Annotated in this window: 19 protein-coding genes; 6 read left to right on the top strand and 13 right to left on the bottom strand. The window is 66.2% G+C overall.

Annotated features, from left to right (window positions below; translation table 11 throughout):
- The first annotated feature begins 4 nt into the window (after positions 1-4).
- Together AAGT95_RS06290 and AAGT95_RS06295 are read left to right on the top strand one after the other, a co-directional pair.
- On the top strand, positions 5-760 hold the full coding sequence (locus AAGT95_RS06290) for an alanyl-tRNA editing protein (RefSeq protein ID WP_342595911.1): 756 nt from the start codon (positions 5-7) through the stop codon (positions 758-760).
- Entirely contained in the window at positions 757-1,359 is a 603-nt protein-coding gene (locus AAGT95_RS06295; RefSeq protein WP_110601850.1) for a LysE family translocator, read from the top strand. Before AAGT95_RS06290 ends, AAGT95_RS06295 begins: the two co-directional genes overlap by 4 nt.
- Before the next feature lie 13 nt (positions 1,360-1,372).
- Here AAGT95_RS06295 and nfsA read toward each other — a convergent pair whose 3' ends face one another.
- From nfsA to AAGT95_RS06310, 3 genes are all read right to left on the bottom strand, one after another.
- On the bottom strand, positions 1,373-2,095 hold the full coding sequence (gene nfsA, locus AAGT95_RS06300; RefSeq protein ID WP_342595912.1) for an oxygen-insensitive NADPH nitroreductase: 723 nt from the start codon (positions 2,093-2,095) through the stop codon (positions 1,373-1,375).
- 80 nt (positions 2,096-2,175) lie between these two features.
- Positions 2,176-2,724 carry a DUF924 family protein gene (locus AAGT95_RS06305; protein ID WP_342595913.1) on the bottom strand — a complete coding sequence of 183 codons (549 nt, stop codon included), beginning with the start codon at positions 2,722-2,724 and terminating at the stop codon, positions 2,176-2,178.
- Positions 2,725-2,816: 92 nt separating this feature from the next.
- Entirely contained in the window at positions 2,817-4,019 is a 1,203-nt protein-coding gene (locus tag AAGT95_RS06310; protein ID WP_110601854.1) for an MFS transporter, read from the bottom strand.
- Positions 4,020-4,224: 205 nt separating this feature from the next.
- Between AAGT95_RS06310 and AAGT95_RS06315 the strand changes: the two genes are divergently transcribed.
- Both AAGT95_RS06315 and AAGT95_RS06320 read left to right on the top strand, forming a co-directional pair.
- Positions 4,225-4,599, top strand: coding sequence for an RcnB family protein (locus tag AAGT95_RS06315; RefSeq protein WP_342595914.1), 375 nt, complete (start codon positions 4,225-4,227; stop codon positions 4,597-4,599).
- A gap of 124 nt (positions 4,600-4,723) precedes the next feature.
- Positions 4,724-5,671, top strand: coding sequence for a LysR family transcriptional regulator (locus tag AAGT95_RS06320; protein WP_342595915.1), 948 nt, complete (start codon positions 4,724-4,726; stop codon positions 5,669-5,671).
- A gap of 39 nt (positions 5,672-5,710) precedes the next feature.
- Here AAGT95_RS06320 and AAGT95_RS06325 read toward each other — a convergent pair whose 3' ends face one another.
- The 7 genes from AAGT95_RS06325 to AAGT95_RS06355 all read right to left on the bottom strand — a co-directional run bounded on the left by AAGT95_RS06325 (position 5,711) and on the right by AAGT95_RS06355 (position 13,227).
- Complete coding sequence (locus tag AAGT95_RS06325) at positions 5,711-6,832, bottom strand: OprD family outer membrane porin (protein WP_342595916.1); 1,122 nt, start codon at positions 6,830-6,832, stop codon at positions 5,711-5,713.
- A 298-nt stretch (positions 6,833-7,130) separates the two neighbouring features.
- On the bottom strand, positions 7,131-8,099 hold the full coding sequence (locus AAGT95_RS06330) for an alpha/beta hydrolase-fold protein (protein ID WP_342595917.1): 969 nt from the start codon (positions 8,097-8,099) through the stop codon (positions 7,131-7,133).
- A 98-nt stretch (positions 8,100-8,197) separates the two neighbouring features.
- The gene (locus AAGT95_RS06335) at positions 8,198-9,571 is read right to left on the bottom strand and encodes a lyase family protein (protein WP_342595918.1); all 1,374 of its coding nucleotides are present in this window, start codon (positions 9,569-9,571) and stop codon (positions 8,198-8,200) included.
- A gap of 37 nt (positions 9,572-9,608) precedes the next feature.
- Positions 9,609-11,000, bottom strand: a complete 1,392-nt coding sequence (dcuC, locus tag AAGT95_RS06340) for a C4-dicarboxylate transporter DcuC (protein WP_342595919.1) — start codon at positions 10,998-11,000, stop codon at positions 9,609-9,611.
- A gap of 258 nt (positions 11,001-11,258) precedes the next feature.
- The gene (locus AAGT95_RS06345; RefSeq protein ID WP_342595920.1) at positions 11,259-11,687 is read right to left on the bottom strand and encodes an organic hydroperoxide resistance protein; all 429 of its coding nucleotides are present in this window, start codon (positions 11,685-11,687) and stop codon (positions 11,259-11,261) included.
- Between the two features lie 91 nt (positions 11,688-11,778).
- Entirely contained in the window at positions 11,779-12,228 is a 450-nt protein-coding gene (locus AAGT95_RS06350; RefSeq protein WP_342595921.1) for a MarR family transcriptional regulator, read from the bottom strand.
- A gap of 42 nt (positions 12,229-12,270) precedes the next feature.
- Complete coding sequence (locus AAGT95_RS06355) at positions 12,271-13,227, bottom strand: LysR family transcriptional regulator (protein WP_342596520.1); 957 nt, start codon at positions 13,225-13,227, stop codon at positions 12,271-12,273.
- A gap of 186 nt (positions 13,228-13,413) precedes the next feature.
- Between AAGT95_RS06355 and AAGT95_RS06360 the strand changes: the two genes are divergently transcribed.
- Positions 13,414-14,487 (top strand): SDR family oxidoreductase, encoded by a 1,074-nt coding sequence (locus tag AAGT95_RS06360; RefSeq protein WP_342595922.1) that lies wholly within the window; start codon positions 13,414-13,416, stop codon positions 14,485-14,487.
- A 145-nt stretch (positions 14,488-14,632) separates the two neighbouring features.
- Here the strand turns inward: AAGT95_RS06360 and AAGT95_RS06365 are convergent, their stop codons facing one another.
- The 3 genes from AAGT95_RS06365 to AAGT95_RS06375 all read right to left on the bottom strand — a co-directional run bounded on the left by AAGT95_RS06365 (position 14,633) and on the right by AAGT95_RS06375 (position 17,929).
- Positions 14,633-15,472 carry an inositol monophosphatase gene (locus tag AAGT95_RS06365; protein ID WP_342595923.1) on the bottom strand — a complete coding sequence of 280 codons (840 nt, stop codon included), beginning with the start codon at positions 15,470-15,472 and terminating at the stop codon, positions 14,633-14,635.
- A 95-nt stretch (positions 15,473-15,567) separates the two neighbouring features.
- Complete coding sequence (locus AAGT95_RS06370; RefSeq protein ID WP_342595924.1) at positions 15,568-16,815, bottom strand: MFS transporter; 1,248 nt, start codon at positions 16,813-16,815, stop codon at positions 15,568-15,570.
- Between the two features lie 190 nt (positions 16,816-17,005).
- A complete protein-coding gene (locus tag AAGT95_RS06375; RefSeq protein WP_342595925.1) occupies positions 17,006-17,929 on the bottom strand; it encodes an AraC family transcriptional regulator in 924 nt (307 codons plus the stop codon).
- 399 nt (positions 17,930-18,328) lie between these two features.
- Between AAGT95_RS06375 and AAGT95_RS06380 the strand changes: the two genes are divergently transcribed.
- Entirely contained in the window at positions 18,329-19,375 is a 1,047-nt protein-coding gene (locus AAGT95_RS06380) for an NAD(P)-dependent alcohol dehydrogenase (protein ID WP_342595926.1), read from the top strand.
- Positions 19,376-19,378 lie beyond the last annotated feature (3 nt).

The raw sequence follows: 19,378 nt of genomic DNA on the forward strand, positions 1-19,378 counted from the left end.
TCCGATGTCTACCGCACTGACGTTTCGCGAACTCCCTTACGCCCGCGAGAGCCTGGCGACCGTGTTGGCAACGACAGGGGCCATTGGCGAGGGTGGTGTGGTAGCGAATAGCGTGGTCATTACAGATGCCACACTGTTCTACCCCCATGGCGGCGGCCAGCCGGGGGACCAGGGCGTGTTCATCACCGCCGACGGCCGCACGCTGAAGGTGCTCGACACGCGCAAGGGCGATAACGGGCAGGTCCATCATCTGCTCGATCCGGCCCACGGGCTGGAGGCGGGGCAGAGCGTCACCCAGCAGATCGACTGGGAGCGGCGCTATGCCCACATGCGCATGCACACCGCGCTGCATCTGCTCTCCGTCATCGTTCCCCACGGGGTCACCGGCGGCAGCATCGGTGCCGAGCGTGGCCGGCTCGACTTCGACCTGGGCGAGGCCAGCTTCGACAAGGACGAGCTGAGCGAGCGGCTCAACGCCCTGATCGCTGCCGACTATCCTGTCACCAGCGAGTGGATCAGCGAGGCGGAGCTCGACGCCCATCCCGAACTGGTGAAAACGATGTCGGTGGCGCCGCCCCGCGATGCGGGAGCCATCCGCATGGTGCGCATCGGCGACGTCGACTACCAGCCCTGTGGCGGCACCCACGTCGCTTCGACCGCGGAGATCGGTCCGATCCAGGTCGCCAGCATCAAGAATCGCGGCGCCCGCAACCGCCGCTTCACCCTGGTGTGGGACGAGACCGCGGAGGAGCAAGCATGACCTCGCTCGCTTGGTGGCTATCGCTGACACTCTTCGCCGCGTCGATGACCGGCTCCCCTGGGCCTAACAACGTGATGCTCACCGCCTCCGGGGCGCTCTACGGTTACCGCCGCACCCTGCCGCACATTTTCGGCATCATGGCCGGCGGTTTCGTACTCTTTCTCAGCGTCGCCCTGGGGCTCGGTGCGCTGTTCGAGCGCTATCCGCTGATCCAGCAGAGTCTCAAGGTGGTGGGCGCGGTCTATCTGCTCTATCTGGCGTGGAAGATCGCCAGTGCCCCACCACCGAACCTTGCCGCTCGTGACGGGGCGCGACCGCTGACCGCGTGGCAGGCGGCAGCCTTCCAGTTCGTCAATCCCAAGGTGTGGGTGATGGGTATCGCGCTGGTGGCGGGTTTTCTGCCCCACGAAGGGTTGCTCATCCTCAACGCTCTGGTGCTGGCGCTGGTGATGGAGAGTGTGGCGTTCTTCTGCATCTCTTTCTGGGCGGCTTTCGGCATGGCGATCGGCCGGCTGCTCAAGACGCCGCGCGCCTGGCGGATCTTCAATGGCGCGATGGGGCTCGCCACGGCAGCCTGCGTGGGGTTCATCGTGACGTGAGGTCTGCCCGGGATTAGTGCGTCGCCCAGCCTTGGCTGTGCAGGTAGTCCAGAATGAACGGCCGGGTCTCCTTGATGATCATCCGCTGGATCATCGCGCTCCAGGTCTCGGTGCGCTGCTGGCTGTCGCGCTGCTGATAGTAGCGCGTGATCTGATCGTCGTAATCGGCCAGCACGGCCGGATCGATCTTCCGGTAGCGGTTCTCGTGGACCAGCATCGCCTGGGGCAGGCGCGGTTTGAGGTCGGGTTCGGCCTTCGGCCAGCCGATACAGAAGCCGAACAGCGGCAGCACGAACTTCGGCAGTTCCAGCAGCTCGGTCACACTGGCGATGTTGTTGCGCAGCCCGCCGATGAAGACGCCGCCCAGCCCCAGCGACTCCGCTGCCACCATGGCGTTCTGCGCCATCAGCGCCGTATCCACGCAGCCCACCAGCAGTTGCTCGGCGCGCCCCAGCTGCGCTTCCGGACAGATCTGCCGGTGGCGGTTGAAGTCGGCGCAGAACACCCAGAACTCCGCCGCCTGCGCGACCCATGGCTGGCCGCCAGTGAGTTCGACGAGCTGGTCACGCAGGCGGGTGTCGGTGACGCGGACGATCGAGGAGCACTGCAGGAAGCTAGAGGTCGAGGCGGATTGCGCGGCGGCGATGATCGCCTCACGCTGGTCATCGCTGATCGGTTGGTCGGTGAAGGCGCGAATCGAGCGATGGCTGCGCAGTAGATCGATGGTCGGCGTCATGGATTGGCTCCGGATGAATGTCAGGGCCGCATGATCGCCCGTTTGCAGTCCGAAAAGAAAGTTCGCCTGCTTATTTTCTGCTAGAAGGCCGACCCCGGCTGGCGCAGGAATTCGACCTCCTCCGGCGTCGACTCCCGCCCCAGAATGGCGTTGCGATGCGGGTAGCGCCCGAAGCGCTCGATGATCTCGCGATGACGGTGCTCGTAGTCGAGCTGCGTCTCCATGCCGGGAACGTCGAACAGCGCGACCGCACGGGCATGGATCGCCAGCGACTCGCTGTGCATGAACGGCATGTAGGCGAAGATGCGCTGCGCGACGGGCAGCTCGGTATCCTCCCCGCGGGCGATCAGCTCCTGGGCCAGCGCCAGGGCCAGCGGGTCCTGGGCAAAGGCGCCCGGGGTGTCGCGATGAACGTTGCGCGAGAACTGGTCCAGCACGATGATCTCCGCCAGTCGGCCGGTCGGCGTCTCCCGCCACTGCCAGCATTCGCAATGCGCGGCGGCGGCCAGGGTGTCGCCGAAGCGCTCAGCGATGGTGCGGTCGAGATCGGCGTCCTTGCGGAACCACTCCTTGGGGGTCAGCGTCTCGAACCAGAAGTCGAGAACCTGTTGCGGCGTGGCGATGGTCATGAAGTCGGTCTCCGGGCCGGCGGATGGTGGCATCGAGTCTGGCAGCTTATCGCACTGTGGCCCGGGGCTATAACCGGTGGTCAGCGCGAAGGTCAGGTTGGCACCAGTGCCCGGTCGCGCCGACGGATCTGCCAGGCGAAGCCGAAGCCGACCGGCAGTACGGCGACGGCGGCGAGCGCCAGGGTCGGCGTGGTGCCGGACAGCGCGATGATCCCGCCGCCGACGGCGGTGCCCAGCGACTGTCCGGTGAAGAAGGCGGTGGCGAACAGCGAGACCGCCGCGCCACGCCGCTCCGGCGCCATCTGGGTGGCGGTGGTCTGCAACGTGTTGTGGAGCATGTAGAAGCCCAGCCCGAACAGGTAGCAGCCGATGACGCCGACGCCGGGGGTCGGTCTCAGGCAGATGGCAGCCAGCGCGATCGCGATCAGCACGCAGCCCAGCTGGCACAGCCCGCTCTCGCCGAGTTTCGGCACCAGCCGCCGCGCCAGCAGGGCGAAACTCAAGCCTCCGAGGGCGAACACCGCCAGGATCAGTCCGGCCTCGGTCAGCGGCAGCCCCCCGACGACATGAAGGTGACTGGCGACGAAGGCGAAACCGCAGAATACCGCGGCGCCTTCGCAGAACACCGCAACCAGCACCACCCTCGGCCAGGACTTCTGCAATACGTAGCGCAGGCTCACGCCGAGCGACTCCGGCTTGCGCCCCTGGGGCCGCTCGTGACGCCCGGCGCGGTACCACAGCAGCCCGCTGGCGGCGGCGAACAGTAAGGTGTAGACCAGAAACGGCCACTGCCACCAATCCTGTTCCGCGGCCAGCCCGCCGAACGTCTGACCGCAGGCGAGGCCGCAGATCTGGCCGATCAGAAAGCGCGCCAGCACCGCCTGGCGCTGCTCGTAGGGGACGTTGTCGCCGATCCACGCCATCGCCAGCGGGATGACCGCTGCGCACCCCACCCCCGCCAGCATGCGCGCCGCGATCAGTGTCGCCAGCGTCCCCGACAGCGCACAGAGCAGACTGGCCACGGCGGCGAGCAGCGAGAACAGCGAGATCACGCGTAGCTTGCCGTAGCGATCACCGCTGGGGCCCAGCACCAGCTGCAGGCAGCCGTAGACGATGGCGAAGGCGGTGATGGCCCAGGAGGCGGCGCTCAGGGTGGTGGTGTAGACCTCGGCGAGGCGCGGCAGCATCGGATCGAGGATTCGCTGGGTGGCGGAGGCGCAGAAGGCGGTCATCGCCAGCAGAACGATGGTGGGCCAGGGCGTGGGCGCTGCGGAGGGGGAGGTGGTCGCTGACACGGGCGGCAAGTCCGGGTGAAGGGTGAGGGTTCTGCGATATTAGCATGCTAATTGAGATTCGCCGCCGTTCGCGGTTGGACTCCCTTGCATGTCACCCGCGTCGCCAGGGCAGTCCGTTGGAATGCACAATTCGTGAACACTGTTTTCTTATTGGCCTTTCATGCTGGAAGCATCTCGCCATCGATGGCCATGAGAGGAGAGTCCCATGAAACACCGTATCGTCACCGCCGGTCTCCTGATCGCCGCGCTGAGTGCCGCCGGAATCGCCCAGGCCCATCCGGGCGGCGGCCCCGGCCCCGGAGGGGCGCCGGGCCACGCGCGCCAGCATGACCGCCACCACGGGCCGGCTCACCACCATCATCATTACGACCGGGAGCGCCACCGGGCGCCGCGGGGGTGGCACCCCGGCGGACGGATTGCCGATCGCTACTACCGCGACGACCGCTACTGGGTGCGTGACTGGCACGCGCGGCATCTGCGGGAACCGCCACGCGGGCACCGCTGGCTGAACATCGACGGCGATTACGTGCTCGCTGCGGTCGCCACCGGGGTGATCACGGCGATCATTCTGAACCATTGATCTCGTCGGCCGCCCCGTGCTGGCCGCCCGATGCGTCGTCACCGGCTTTGACCAAAGCGGCAGTGTCTCTGTCCGGGCTTCTGGTAGGCTCGTCGATCCGATGGCCTGGCAAAGTCGACTTCCCATGAATCTCAAGGCGCTCCGACTGTTCCGATTGACCGTGCTGCACGGCTCGCTGTCGGCGGCGGCGCAGGCGGCCAACCTGAGCCAGCCCGCCGCCAGTCGGTTGATCGCCTCGCTGGAGGCGGAGCTCAAGCTGACGCTGTTCGAGCGTACCCACCAGAAGCTGCTGCTGACCCAGGAGGGGGAACGCTTCTACCGCGAGGCCGAGCATATCCTCAACGGCGTCGAGGAGATTCCCACCATCGCCGGCGAGATACGCCAGCAGACGGTCGAGGCGTTGCGCATCATCACCTCCGCCCCCATCGGCGCCACGCTGCTGCCGGCGGCGATCGCCGACCTGCGCGAGCGCTGCCGCGAACTCAACTGCAAGATCGATATCGGCAGCCGCTTCGATGTCGAGCGCCAGGTCGGGTCGCGGCGCTACAACGTCGGCTTGCTGTCGCTGCCGGTGGAGAACACCATCGTCGAGCTGGCGGTGGAGCCTCTGCTGCAGGCGACCACCCAGGTGCTGATGCCGGCCGACCATCCGCTGGCAACCCTCGAGCGGGTGCCGGTCGAGGCGCTGCTGGAGTCACCCTTCGTCACCCTCAAGCCGCAGCAGATCTGGCGTCAGCGACTGGAGCGGCTGTTCGATGGAGTCGGGCGCAAGCCCCGGATCGCGCTGGAAGTCGGTTCGACGCAGCTGGTGCCGCGCTTCGTCGAGGCCGGCTTCGGGCTGGGGCTGCTCGATCTGGCCTGTTGCGGTGCCGCCGTCGGATCGGGCGCAGGAACGGCCGGCACGGTGATGCGGCCGGTCACGCCTGCCACCGAGCTGACCTATGCCTGCATTCTGCCGCCGGCAGGGCAGCGCCCCATCGCGCGGCGCTTCATCGAGACCCTGCGCGAGACGCTCGAGTCGCGCGGCCGGCAGGACCGCGCGTTCCGGGACGGTGTCACCCTGCTCCCCTGAGTCGGAAAGGGCTGCCTGGCGGTGACGGTGTTGGCCGCGTCAGAGCTTCAGGGTATAGCCGAGCAGGATGCGGTTCTCGATGTCGACATCCCGCTCCCACTCCCGCGCCTCGCCGTCGAAGCCGCGGACGCTGGCCTGGTCGCCGGTCGCATACCGGAGCATGAAGGTCAGCCCGGGCAGGCCGAGATCGCTGAAGTCGTAGTCGTAGCGGGCGTGCCAGACCCGCTCGCCGGTCTCGGTGAAGTTGCTGATCTGGTACTGGGAGAACAGGTAGACGTTGGTACCGCTCAGATAGGTGAAAGGGGTATCGCCGAACTGGGACTGGTAGCCGCCACTCCAGGTATGTGCGCCCAGCCGATAGCGCAGCCGCGTGCTGACGGCGCGGTTGTCCACCTCGCCGGCCTCGGCGGCGCCCTGCTCGCTGGCGTCGAAATAGCGGATGTCGGCGCCCAGCCGCCCCGACCCGAGATCGATGCCGTCGCTCAGCCCCACATAGTGCTGGCGGTAGATATCCTCCAACTGCGCATAGTGATAGCCGAGGCGGGCGCGCTTGCCGAGATGGTACTCCCCGCCGATGAACTGGAAGCGGTTACTGGTGGCCCTGCCGTAGGCGCCGCTCTTGCGATTCAGCGCCATCGGCTCGTGCTCGGTCTCGTCGCGCTGGCGGGTGCGGTTGAGCTGGCCTGCCGTCAGCTCCAGGCCCTCGATGTCGGTGGAGGTGATCTGGGTGCCGAGGAACGACTGCGTGAACAGCCGGCTGGCATTGGGCCGCAGCGACGGCAGGCTCGGCTCGAGATAGCCGTAGCGCAAGATGCTCTCACCGGCGCGGATCTTGGCGGTGGCGCCGAACTTGGTGTAGTCGTCCTCGGCGCGGCCGTCGTCGTCGATCTTTAGCAGACCGGTGCCGGCCCGGGACGGGCTCGAGTCGAGCTTCACGCCCAGCATGCTGATGGTGTCGACGCCGAACCCGATCGGGCCCTCGGTGAAGCCGGAGTCGGCCCGGAACAGAAAGCCCTGGGCCCACTCCTCGCGCTTGTTGTCGTCCCGGTTGCCCTCGAGGTAGTCGCGGGTGATGAAGTAGTTCTTGAGCTCCAGCGAGGCGGTGCTGTCCGCCAGGAAATCGGCCTGGGCCGGGGTGGCGATGGCCAGGGCCGATGCCACAGTGCAGGCGCCCGCGAAAGTCGTTATCGATAAAGGTGTCGTCATCGCTAAAGGCGCCGTTATCGACAGAGGCAAGCGTGCGCGTGCGAGTCGGGATCGCCGGGACGTGTGGTGGTGGCGGGGCGTGATCATGGTGAACTCCTGTCGTTTTTCATGTTGTAGGGGAGCTGCTGGCGCGGCCGCTCGAGGCGCGACGTTGGCCCTCGAGCGGACGCAGGTTCCCTGCCTCGCCCGCTGAGCGGACGAGGGGTAGTGGTCGAAAGGGTGAAAGGCGAGTATCGGAAAGACGGACGGAAGCCTAGTCAGGCGTGCTCTCCGGCGCGGTCTCCGGGGTCACGACATCGAAGGCGCCATCGCGCTCGAAGGCGGCGAACTGCTTGGCGGCGAAGGGCGCGATGCCGGCGTTGTCGTGGCCGACACCGGGCACGGTCTGGAACGCCCAGTGGAAGTCGAAGCCGTAGCGGTTGGCCTTCTGCTCGGCGGTCTTGTAGTAGACCCAGGCGCGCTCGACCCGGTTGTTGCCCTGGGCCATCGCCTGATAGCTGCGGCGCAGATACTTGTGCCAGGGATCGGTGTCCTCGGCGCCGACCGTCACCAGCAGGTCGAGACCGGCAAGCTGGCGCTGGGCATCACGATCGACTGCGACCGGCGCATCCTTGAGTCCGTAGGGCCATTCATTGTCGGTATCGGGCAGCGTCCACCATCCCGCCGCCGAGCAGATCGCCGCCTGGATTCGCGACTGTGGCACGAAGGTCAGCATGCGGTGGACGAACTGACAGCCGGCGCTGTGGCCGAACAGGTAGTAGCGCTGGCGCTCGGTCTGGCCGGACTGCTCGAGATCGCTGAAGAGATCGTCGATGACGGTGTAGGACCACGCCTCGGGCGGGTTGGGCTGGCCATCTTTCGCGACCAGATTGCCCAGGTTGTAGCCGGCGACGCCGGGATAGTCCTGCTTGGAGAAACGTGGCACCACGATGGTGAAGCCGTATTCGTCGGCGGCCTTGATCCAGGCGTCGCGATAATCCTCGGCGTTGCGCTTGAGGCCGGTCAGCACGAACACGATCGGCGTCTTGGCATCGGCCCCCTTGGGCACGTAGCTGGCCACCTCGATCTGGCGCTGGCTCTGCGGCAGGGTGAAGGTCGATTCATGGCTGCCCGTGGCCAGGGGTGGGGCGGTCTGGGGCGTCTGTGACTGTGCCAGCGGCGACAGGGCGAGGCCGCCCAGCGCGAGCAGGAGGCCGAGATAGCGTCTTGGTGTTGTTGGCATGATCCTTCCTCTTTTTCTTGTCGATGCGTTCTTGTCGATGCGGCGTTGTGCCACCGATGCGCTTGGCGCATCGGTGGGGTGGTTCTCTTTCCGGGCTGTCAGCGCGCCGACGCGGGTATTTCCGTGAGTTCCCGAGCCAGGCGTGCGGCGAGGTCGCGGGCGGAGGCGGCCATCGCCAGCGCGATCTGGCGGCTCTGGCCGGTGTAGTGCTCGGGGCTGAGCGCACGTTCGAGCGCGTCCCGGTCGCCATAGTGACGGCGCACGGTGTCGTCCTCGAACAGCGCCTCGGCAAAGGTGCGAGCCCCGTCGCGACTGGCGACGATGGCGTCATGGACGAGGTCATGGGCGCGCTGGCGGCCGATCTCGTCGCTCAGTTCGAGCATGATGTGTTCGGACATCAGCGGTGCGGCGTTCGCCATCAGGATCTCGCGCATCCGCTCGGGGTGGGGGACCAGCCGGGTCAGCAGCGTGCGCTGGGTGGCGGCAACGCGATAGGCGAGCGCACCGGCCTGGTCGAGCAGCTTGTAGAGGCGGAAGTTGCACGCCGCATCGCCCTCGTGGGAGGGGCGCGCGGTCTCCAGCGCCGGTGCCACCAGACTGCGCAGCTCGCCGGCCTCGGCCAGCAGGTTGACGGCATACTTGGGGTTGAACTTGTGCGGCATGGTGCTGCTGCCGACCACCTCCTCGCCCTGGTTCTCGCTGACCTCCTCGAACTCGTTGGCCATCAGCGTGTAGAGCTCCTGGCCCAGGCGCTCGCAGCCGGCGGCGTAGAGCCCCAGCGTGGTGATGTACTCGACCAGGCCGTCGACGGCGGCGCGGGAGTGGACCCGCGACACGCCGAGGCCGAGCCGGGCGGCCAGCGCCTGGGCCAGTGCCTGCCCCTCGTCGCCGTAGCTGTGCATGGCGCCGCTGGCGCCGCCGAAGGTGAGCACGAAGGCGCGGGGCTCGACCGCCTCCAGCCGCTCGACGTTGCGCTCCAGCTCCTCGATCCAGCCGGCGACCTTGTAGCCGAAGGTGATCGGCAGGGCGTGGCGGCGATTGGTGCGCGAGACGCAGGGCCACTCGGCGCCGCGCTCGGCGAGATCCGCCAGACACTCGAGCTGGGCGGCGAGCTGCGCCTTGAGCCAGCGATGCGAGCGTGCGAGCTGCAGCATCTTGCCGGTGAGGATGATGTTCTGGGTGGTGGCACCGAGGTGGACATAGCCGCCGGCGTCGCCGTCGCAGCGCGCGGCCAGCGCCCGCACCAGCGACATCACCGGCGACAGGGTGCGTTCGATATCCGCCGCCAGCGCCTCGCGGTCGAGCTGGTCGAGGGTCGCGCAGCGCGCGATCTCGGCGGCGGCGGCGGCAGGGATCATGCCCTGCTCGGCCTGGGTCAGGGCCAGCGCACGCTCGACCTCCAGCCACGCCTGCCAGGTGGCGTCACGCGAGAAGATAGGGTCGGTCGACTCGGGAAGCGGGTCGGTCTTCATGTGGGGTTCCTTGGTCCGGTGCCTGGGCGATCGGGAATCAATTGACGCCGACGAACAGCGCGGTATAGACGAACAGCACCACCAGGCCGCCGATCAGCGGAATCGCGGTGCGCTTGACGATATCGATGGGCGAGCAGCCGGCGGCCTCGCTGACGGCGATGATCACCCCGGAAACCGGCGACAACGAGCGCGCGATCCCGGCGGTGAACTGCAGCGGCAGCAGCAGTGCTACCGGGCCGGCAGCCGTGGCGGCAGCGACGTTGGGCGCCAGGCCGGCGAAGGAGAAGAACGCCGCGTTGCCGGAGCCGGTGAGAATCGCGGTCACCGCCACCAGCAGACAGGTGACCAGGGTCATCCCGAACAGGCCGAAGCCCGCACCCTGGGCGGCGCCGATCATGAAGTCGATGGCGCCGATGGCGGTGAGTCCGGCGGCGAAGAACTCGGCACAGATGATCAGCGAGATGATCGAGGAGAACATCTGGCCCATGCCCTGGAAGAAGGTCATGAAGCCCTTGAACACCGCCTGCAGCTCGCGACGCTTGCGCACCATCTCGCAGAACAGGCCCAGCACCGCACCGATGATCATCGCCGTCACCACGCCGATCTCGATCTGATGGATCAGCAGCTTGCTGAAGACCAGGATCAGCGTCAGCGGCAGGATCGGCAGCAGCGCGTAGAAGCCGGGCACGCGCTGGGCCTGCGTCTCGCCATCGGCGATGGCATGGGCGGTCGGATCGGGGTCGACCACGTGGCCGCTGCGACGATCGAAATACTTGGCGCTGACATAGGTCAGCACGCAGATCACCGGCACGATGAACAGCGACGCCGGGATCTGGTACTGGGCGAAGTAGATCGCCACATCCATGTTGGCGGTATGCGCCGCCAGGTTGGCGGTGCCGGAGGCCGGCCCCAGGTCGAGCACCGAGGTCATGCCGATCATCGCGGCGGCGGAGGCCTTGCTGACGCCGAGGCGCACCAGGGTGGGATAGAGCGTGACCAGCAGCAGCATGGCCAGCCCCGCCGCGCTGGGGATGAAGATATTGAGCACCTGGCCCACCGCATAGCCGAGCGCCAGCACCAGGTAGGGCGCACGCATCCGGGCCAGCGGCCGGGTGCCGATATTGACCATCGCCTGAGTGGCGCCGATATGGTCCATGTACTTGGCGAAGCCGCCAGCGGCCATGATGATCAGCCCCAGCCCGGCCAGGCGGTAGGACATGATCTGGTGGATGAACTCGAAGATATCGAAGCCGGCCCAGCCGCTGGTCTGGGTCTCCTTGAACAGGATCGACTGGGCGGGGAAGAACAGCGCCGTGGCGACGAACAGGGCCAGGCCGGCCAGCAGCAGCACGGTCTGTGGTTGGTATTTCTTGATGACCAGCGTGCCGGCGAAAGCCGTTACCGCCATGGCGATGAGAAACGCGACCATGATCGAATCCCTTGGTGGTTGGAGTCGACACGGTAGTCAGCGGCGACGGCGCGAGACTATTGCGTTGTTGCTATGTCCGCATCGCGTTTTTGCATGATCCTGTAAGATTCTGATTTTACGAGTTTTTATGGATTGCTAAAAAGCGGCGGTAGGGGTCGTTACGACCAAAGCACGACGCCCCGCCCCCTTTGCCAAGGGGGCGGGGCGCCGGGATGGGCGCACCCGTGTGAGGCGAGCGTCGGCGCTGCCGACACCGGCTCAGACCTCGACGTTGAGCGTCACGTCGATATTGCCGCGGGTGGCGTTGGAGTAGGGGCAGACCTGATGGGCCTTCTCCACCAGCGCTTCGGCCTGCTCGCGCGCCATGCCCGGCAGCTTCACCGTCAGCGTGGCTTCGATGCCGAAGCCGTCACCCTTGGGGCCGATGCCGACTTCACCCTGGATCCGGGTGTCTTCAGGCAGCTTGGCTTTCTCTTGCGATGCCACCAGCTTGAGCGCGCCGATGAAGCAGGCGGAGTAGCCAGCGGCGAACAGCTGCTCGGGGTTGGTGCCGTCACCGCCGGCGCCGCCCAGCTCCTTGGGGGTCGACAGCTTGAGGTCGATGGCACCGTCGGCGGCGGTGGCACGGCCGTCGCGGCCGCCAGTGACGGTGGCTTCGGCGCGGTAGAGGACTTTATCGAGTGACATGGAACTGCTCCTTCGGGTTAAAGATCGTCAGCAATTGAATCGTGCACGATCTATTGGGATAAAAAGGGTCTGCGCCAATCGGGCAAACGCTTCACTGAGTGTCGAGTCGCCGACGCAGCCCATGCAGAGCATCGCGCAGTTCGGCGGCTTCTTCGGGCGTGCACTGGCCCGCGCAGCCGGCGGCATGCGGGACCGACTTGGCCCGCTCCCGCAGCGCACGGCCCTTGGCGGTCAAGGCGATCTCCACCTGGCGTTCATCCTGGCGCGAGCGCTGGCGCGTCACCAGCCCGGCCGCTGCCAGGCGCTTCAGCAGTGGCGTCAGCGTGGCCGAATCCAGATACAGGTGTTCGCCGATCTCCGACACCGTCTGCCGATCCCGCTGCCATAGCACCAGCAGGGTCAGATACTGGGGGTAGGTCAGGTCGAGCTCGCTCAGCAGGGCGCGGTAGAGCTTGTTCATCGCCAATTGCGTCGAATAGATCGCGAAGCAGAGCTGCGATTCGAGCGCCAGGGCGTTGTCGGTGTCATCGGGTGTCGTCATGCCGCCAAGATAGATCGCGCACGATTCAATCGCTAATTAGCTTTATCTATGGTCGTTCGAGAGGCCGCCTATGCCTTCATGCCACCGGTCCCATGCCGGCCGTGGCCCCAGCGATTCGCGTAGATAGTCGAGAAAGGCGCGCACCTTGCGCGTGCGCAGGCGGCGTTCGGTGGTCAGCACGTGGATATCGCGGCGACCCGGCATCACCTCGCCGCGCCACGCCTCCAGCAGCGGCACCAGTTCCCCGCGTGCAAGCGCGTCGCCGATCAGCCAGGTGGGAAACAGCACCAGCCCCTGCCCCAGCAGGGCGGCGCGCAGCAGGCTTTCGGCATCGTTGCTGTAGAGGTTGCCGCTGACCTCAAACGGGGTCGAGCCGCTCTGGTCCGGCGCCTGAAAATACCAGCGCTGGCGGCCCATCTCGCCCTGGTAGAGCAGGCAGTTGTGATCGGCCAGCGCCTCGGGGGTCCGGGGTTCACCGTGCGCTTCGAGATAGCTCGGTGCGGCGGCCACCACGTAGTTCATCGGTGCCAGGCGGCGCGCCACCAGCGAGGAGTCGGCCAGGTCGCCGACCCGAAAGGTGATGTCCTGGCCCTCGCGCACCGGGTCGACGACCTGGTCGCTCAGCTGCAGTTCGGCGGTGATGCCTGAATGTTGGCGCTGGAAAGCATGCAGCAGCGGCACGATCTGGCGCTGGCCGAAGGCGACGGGGGCATTGATGCGCAGCACGCCGCTGGGGTCGGCGTCGGGGTAGGCCAGCGCCTCCGTGGCGAGATCGAGCCGCTCCAGAATCTCGCGGATCTCCTCGTAGTAGCGCCAGCCCGCGTCGGTGAGCGCGACGGCGCGGGTGTGCCGGTAGAGCAGCGGCTGGCCGAGCGCCTCTTCCAGCCCGCGAATCTGACGCGAGACCGAGGAGACCGCGCGGTGAAAATGCCGAGCGGCGGCGGTGAAGCTGCCGGTCGCGGCGACGCGCTCGAAGACGCGCAGGGCGTTGAGGTCCAGCGCGTCGAGAGCCAGCGCCTGCCGCGTTGTCGGTCTGCCCGTCATCAAGTTGCGCCTCATGCAATAAAGATTTGCGATGCTTTCGATTGTAGCAACGATCAGGCGCTACCAGACTGCGTTCATCGATCCGGCGCGCCGCCGGATCTTCCTGATTCGATTCCCTGACTGGAAAGGAGGTCATCGACCATGCGTAAAGGAACTGCACTCGTCGTCGGCGCCACCGGCATCACCGGCGGCAATCTGGCGTCTTATCTGGTCGCCAGCGGCTGGACCGTCTACGGCCTGTCACGTCGTGCCACCGAGCAGAGCGGCGTGATTCCCGTCGCCGCGGACCTGCTGGACAAGCCCGCCACCGAGCAGGCGCTGGCCGGCCTGCCGATCACCCACGTCTTCTACTGCACCTGGATTCGTCGCGACAACGAGCGCGCCAATGTCGAGGCCAACAGTCAGATGATGCGCAACCTGTTCGCCGCGCTCGAAGCGGCGCCGCTCGCGCATGCCTCGCTGGTCACTGGCACCAAGCAGTATCTGGGGTCGTTCGAGGCCTACGGCAGCGGGCGGATCGAGACGCCGTTCCGCGAATCCGAGCCACGCGTCCCCGGCGATAACTTCTACTACGCGCTGGAAGACGTGCTGTTCGAGGCCGCCGAGCGCCAGGGTTTTGCCTGGAACGTGCATCGCCCGCACACCGTGATCGGTTATGCCCGTGGCAACGCCATGAACATGGGCACGACGCTGGCGGTCTACGCTTCGATCTGCCGCGAGACCGGGCGGCCGTTCGTCTTCCCCGGCTCTCAGACCCAGTGGAACGCGCTGACCGACATGACCGATGCGCTGGTGCTGGCACGTCAGATGGCGTGGGCGGCGACCACGCCGGGCGCGGCCAATCAGGCCTTCAACACCGTCAACGGAGACGTGTTCCGCTGGCGCCGGATGTGGCGCGAGATCGGTGAGTATTTTGGTCTAGACAGTCAGGGGCCCGAAGCCTCGGACGATCCGGAGACGATGCAGCCGCTGGAGAAGCAGATGGCCGGTGCCGAATCGATCTGGCGCGAGATCGCCGCCAAGCACGATCTGGTCGAGCCGGACGTCGCCAAGCTCGCCTCCTGGTGGCACACCGATGCCGATCTCGGCCGCGACCAGGAGTGCGTCAACGACACCACCAAGTCGCGGGACTTCGGCTTCGACCACTTCCGCGAGACGCGCAGCGCCTTCTTCGACCTGTTCGATCGCCTGCGCGCCGAGAAGATCATTCCCTGATCCGGCCTAGGTGATCATTTTTTGATCGGCCGCGGGTCTTTATCGACAGCTAGACGTTGTCGACGATGGGTCCGTTTCGATCAAAGCAAGAAGACCGGCGCCTTCTCGGCGCCGGTCTTCGTCGTTGAAAACGCCTGGAGCGTGTTCAGACCAGAAAGCTGAACTTCTCGCGCAGCTGCTCCCAATGCGCCCGCGAGCTGGCGGCCAGCACCGTGCCCTGATGAATCGTCGGCCGGTAGGGCGTGCCATCGAGCAGCGCCGAATAGCCACCGGCTTCGGCGTGGATCATCAGCCCGGCGGCGTGATCCCACGGCATCAGCTTGCCGGTGAGCATGAAGTCGACGAAGCCGAACGCCATGGTGCGGTACTCGTGGCAGGCGCAGCCGAACGCCATCATGCGCTGGAAGTCGGGGAAGGTCGCCGCCAGCTGATACTGCTGCGGCTTGGGGAACAGCCGGATCGAGGTCGAGCCGACCATCTCGTCGAACTTGTCGGTATCCGACACCTGCAGCCGGCGCTGGGTGCCGTCGGGGCGGCCAAACCAGGCTCCCTCGCCGTGGCGCGCGACGATCCAGTCGTCCGCCATGGGGTCGTAGAGCAGCCCGAAGATCGTCTCGCCGAAGCTGGTGGCAGCCAGGATCACGCCAAACTGGTTGAGCCCGCGGGCGAAGTTCCAGGTGCCGTCGACCGGGTCGATGATCAGCGCCAGTTCGGCGCCGGCGATATCGTCGAGATTGGCGCTGCCGTCGGCCACCGCCTCCTCGCCGATCACCGTCGCCTCCGGCAGCAGCTCGCGAATCGCCGCCGTCATCATCCGCTCCGCCCCCTGGTCGGCATCGGTGACCAGATCGTCCGGCGCGCTCTTCGCGCGGATCGCCTCTTCGGAGAGGTTGCGAAAACGAGGCAGGATCTCGGTCTTGGCGGCGTCGCGCACGATCTCGATCAACTGCTGTTGCTGCTCGAGGCTGATGGCTCTGGCGGGCATGCGAATCTCCTGGGTCGTGGGTCTCGTCTCTAGGGTAACCGATTCCGGCGGCCCGGTTCGTCGGCGTGTCCGCTTTGCGCCGTCAGCCCACGTCGTCAATCCACACCCTGGGTCGAGGCCACCTGGCGATCGCGGCCGGCACCCAGCGCCATGACCAGGGCGCCCAGCGCAATCGCGCTCACCAGAATGCCCACCACGTTCCAGCCACCGCTCCAGTCGTGCAGCACGCCGACCAGCAACGGCCCCATTGCCGCCAGGGTATAGCCGATGCCCTGGGCCATCGCCGAGAGGCTGGCCGCGGTGATGGCGTCCGGCGCGCGCAGCGCCAACAGGGTCAACGCCATGCTGAAGGTGCCGCCCTGGCCCAACCCCAGGATCACGATCCACAGCCATACGCTACCGATCGGCGCATAGAGACAGCCCAGCAGGCCGACCAGGGTGAGCGCCATCACCCCGACCAGTACCGCCCGCTGATCGCGCATGCGGCTGCCGATCCACGGCGCCAGGATCGCCGTGATCACCTGCAGCAGGATCGACACCGATAGCGCCAGCCCTGCGGCGACCGCCGTCAGCCCGCGATCCTGCAGGATCGTCGGCAGCCAGCCGAACACGATGTACGCCAGCGACGACTGCAGCCCCATGAACAGCGATACCTGCCACGCCAGCGGATCGTGACGCAGGCGCGCACCCCGACGGACGGGTACGCGAACGGGTTTGGTGCCCTTGAGCTGCGGCAGCCAGAACAGGGCAGCGATCACCGCCGGCAGCAGCCAGAACGCCAGCGCGCCCTGCCAGGAGCCATGAGACACCCCTTGAGAAGCACCCTGCCAGATGCCGCCGAGCTGCTGACGCAGCGGCTCGGTGGTGCCCGCGGCAGCGGAGGCGCCGAGATTGAGCGCCACGGTGTAGAGGCCGGTCATGATGCTGACGCGGCGGGGGAAGTCCCGCTTGACGATGCCCGGCAGCAACACCCCGATGATGCCGATGCAGCTTCCGGCCACCGCCGTACCCAGGAACAGCCCCGCCGAGCCGACCGTTGTAACGACATAGGGCCGCGCCAGCAGCGCCACCGCCAATACCAGAAGCGCGGCGAACACGCTGCGTTCCGGGCCGATGCGACGCACCAGTTTGGGCGCCAGTGGCGCCGCCAGACCCAGAAACAGCACCGGCAGGGTGGTCAGGATGCCCTGCCAGCTGGGAGAGAGCGCGAGCGCCTCGGCAATGCTGCCGAGCACCGGCGAGACGCTGGTCAGGGCCGGGCGGAGATTGATCGCTACCAGCAGCAGTGCGACGAGAGTCAGCACGCTCCGGCGGGGCATCGCGGAAGTCGACAAGAGAACCATCCTTGGAAATCGAAAGATATTGCTGCACGGCGGCAAGCCAGGGGAGCAAGGGTAGCCGATCGCGGTCAATATCGGGCGGTTCTACGCCAATAGTCGAGGGTGGTAGTGGTTTTGACTTCTGGAACGGGGAGCTCAAAGACGCCTCGGCAAGGAGGGCTTTCCCGCTCCGTGTACCGAGCTGCCCCATTTTTCATGGTAGGGGATAGATCGTGACATGCCGCTCCAGGTCGGCCGTCTGATGCTGGTATTGGCGTGGCGTCATGCCCTTCTGCTCGCGGAAGTGGCGATTGAAATTGGAGAGATTGTTGTAGCCGACCTGGAAGCAGATATCGGCAACGGAGTGTTCACCCTCCAGCAGTAGTCGGCAGGCGTGGCCGATACGAATACGTCTGAGGAAAGCCACGAAGGTGTCGCCGGTGGCGTGCTTGAAGAAGCGTGAAAACGTGGAGGGAGTCATGCCGTACCGCTCGGCCAGTCTCGACATGCGCAACTCTTCGTGGGAATGGTCGTGGATATAGCGCAGTACCGCATCGACCTGCGCCGAGGAGACACCGCTGGCACCGGGGCCATAGCCACGCCCGGAGAGCGTTCGATAATCGCTCTGCGACAGGCTACGCAGAATCGCCAGCATGCTGAGCAGCCTGCCGGCATTGTCCTGCTCGCCCATGGTGATCAGCAACTCGCTGCAGCGCGCCGCTTCCTCCCCTTCGAACTCCACACCCAGAGCCGAGTCCTCGATCAGCGTCGACAGGCAGTTGAGCTCCGGGCAGAGCTCCATCATGTGCTCCAGCCATTCGCCCTTGAACTGGAGCACGACATCGCGCCCCTCGATGACCGGCCTTGCCTCGTCGGGGTCGCTGAACCAGGCGTGAGGAATGTTCGGCCCTACCAGTACCAGGTTGCCGGGTCCGAAGCGGCCAATGTAATCGCCCACGAACGCATGCCCCTCCGAGTAACGGATGAGATGCAGCTCGTACTCTGGATGATAATTCCAGCGGGCAATGGGCGCGGGAAAATCATGGCAGTGCCAGTAGAAGCTGAATTTCGGGTCCTGGGTGACGCTTTCGAAGACAGGCGCACCAAGACGAGTATCGTTGAGCTGCGCAGCGATCATGAGTTATCGGAGCCTCTTTATATCAGGTCCATCGGGCCTGGATGAGGTCTAGGCTCTACCCGAAAAGCGACTGCACCGGTCCTCCTTTCCAGAGCCACTATATATCCTGGAATAGAGCGAAACAGTGGGCTTTTATACCTTGGTATCAGGGTAGACTTTGGTCCTGCCAAGCCTATTGGATAAGCAGAATATTTTTTCTTATCCCCATGAATATCGATACAAAACAACGGGTTGTAAATTGACCCGGTAAAGTCTGCAAAAAAGTATCACTGCCTCGAAAATTACAGCCTAGCCGCTTTTCCGGCGCGGGGCGTAGGTTCATTGCCACGCCGATAGCGAGGGTGTGGTCGCGCATCGACCGCCTCTCGACCCATGCCAATATCTCCCGGGAAACGCGCCATGAAAGCCAGAGCCCTGGTGCTGGAAAAGCAACGCGAGCTGTCGCTACGCGAGATAGATCTGCCGGACCGACTCGGGCCCGACGATGTTCGCGTCCGCATACATACCGTCGGGATATGCGGCAGCGACGTGCACTACTACACCCATGGCCGGATTGGCCCTTTCGTGGTTCGAGAGCCGATGGTGCTCGGTCATGAAGCGTCCGGCGTGGTCACCGAGGTCGGCGGCAACGTCAACCACCTGCGGGTAGGCACGCGGGTGTGCATGGAGCCCGGCATCCCCGATCTCACCTCGCGTGCCGCCAGGCTGGGCGTCTACAACGTCGACCCCAGCGTGCGCTTCTGGGCCACGCCGCCGGTGCATGGCTGCCTGACCCCCGAGGTCATTCATCCGGCAGCCTTCACCTTCGCGCTGCCCGATTCGGTCTCCTTCGCCGAGGGGGCGATGATCGAGCCGTTCGCCATCGGCATGCAGGCGGTGGTCAAGGCGCGCATGCAGCCGGGCGACGTCTGCGTCGTCACCGGCGCCGGGCCGATCGGCCTGATGGTCGCGCTGGCGGCACTGGCGGGGGGCGCCAGCGAGGTGCTGGTCTCCGATCTGGTCGAGGAGAAGCTGGCGATCGCCGGGCGCTACGCCGGCATTACCCCCGTCAACGTCTCGCGGGAGTCGCTGCGCGAAGCCGTCGACCGGCGCTGCGGCGAGGAGTGGGGCGCCGACGTGGTGTTCGAAGCCAGTGGCAGCCCCCGGGTCTATGACGACGTGCTGGCCTGTGCCCGACCCGCCGGCACGATCGTGCTGGTCGGCATGCCGGTGGAGCCGGTCACCTTCGATATCGTCTCGGCCCAGGCCAAGGAGCTGCGCATCGAGACGGTGTTCCGCTACGCCAATGTCTATGACCGGGCGATCGACTTGATCGCCTCGGGCAAGGTCGATCTCGAGCCGCTGATCAGCGAGACCTTCGATTTCGAGCAGAGCATCGCCGCGTTCGAACGCGCCGCGAGCGCACGACCTGATGACGTCAAGTTGCAGATCACGCTCGATACCTGAATG

The sequence above is a fragment of the Salinicola lusitanus genome (assembly GCF_038648475.1).
Lineage (GTDB): Bacteria > Pseudomonadota > Gammaproteobacteria > Pseudomonadales > Halomonadaceae > Salinicola > Salinicola lusitanus.